Origin of the sequence: Pseudomonas sp. HMSC066A08 (genome assembly GCF_001813025.1) — a bacterium.
GTDB classification, from domain to species: Bacteria; Pseudomonadota; Gammaproteobacteria; order Pseudomonadales; family Pseudomonadaceae; genus Pseudomonas; species Pseudomonas aeruginosa.
This window is the reverse complement of sequence record NZ_KV811394.1, coordinates 474-713: the sequence shown is the minus strand read 5'-3', so window position 1 is coordinate 713 and position 240 is coordinate 474. Positions and strand designations below refer to the sequence as shown.

At 58.3% G+C, this 240-nt stretch carries 1 protein-coding gene; it reads left to right on the top strand.

Going from position 1 to position 240, the window contains the following annotated elements:
- The coding region (locus HMPREF2886_RS35175; protein ID WP_256562633.1) for a type IV secretion system protein at positions 1–240 on the top strand (240 nt) is incomplete at both ends.

Genomic DNA, 240 nt, shown 5'->3' with positions numbered 1-240 from the left:
CATCATCGAATCCTATGTGGTCATCAATGCGTCGGTGCTGTTTATGGGCTTCGGTGCCTCGCAGTGGACACGCGAATATGCGTTGGCCATCGTGCGTTACGCCGTTTCCGTTGGTGCCAAGTTGTTCGTCCTGACCTTGATCGTCGGCTTGATTGTGGACTCGGCAAAGACGTGGCAGGCGGCCTACAACCACGACGACGCGAGCATGTGGACGATGGTGGGGCTGGCTCTGGTCTGCGC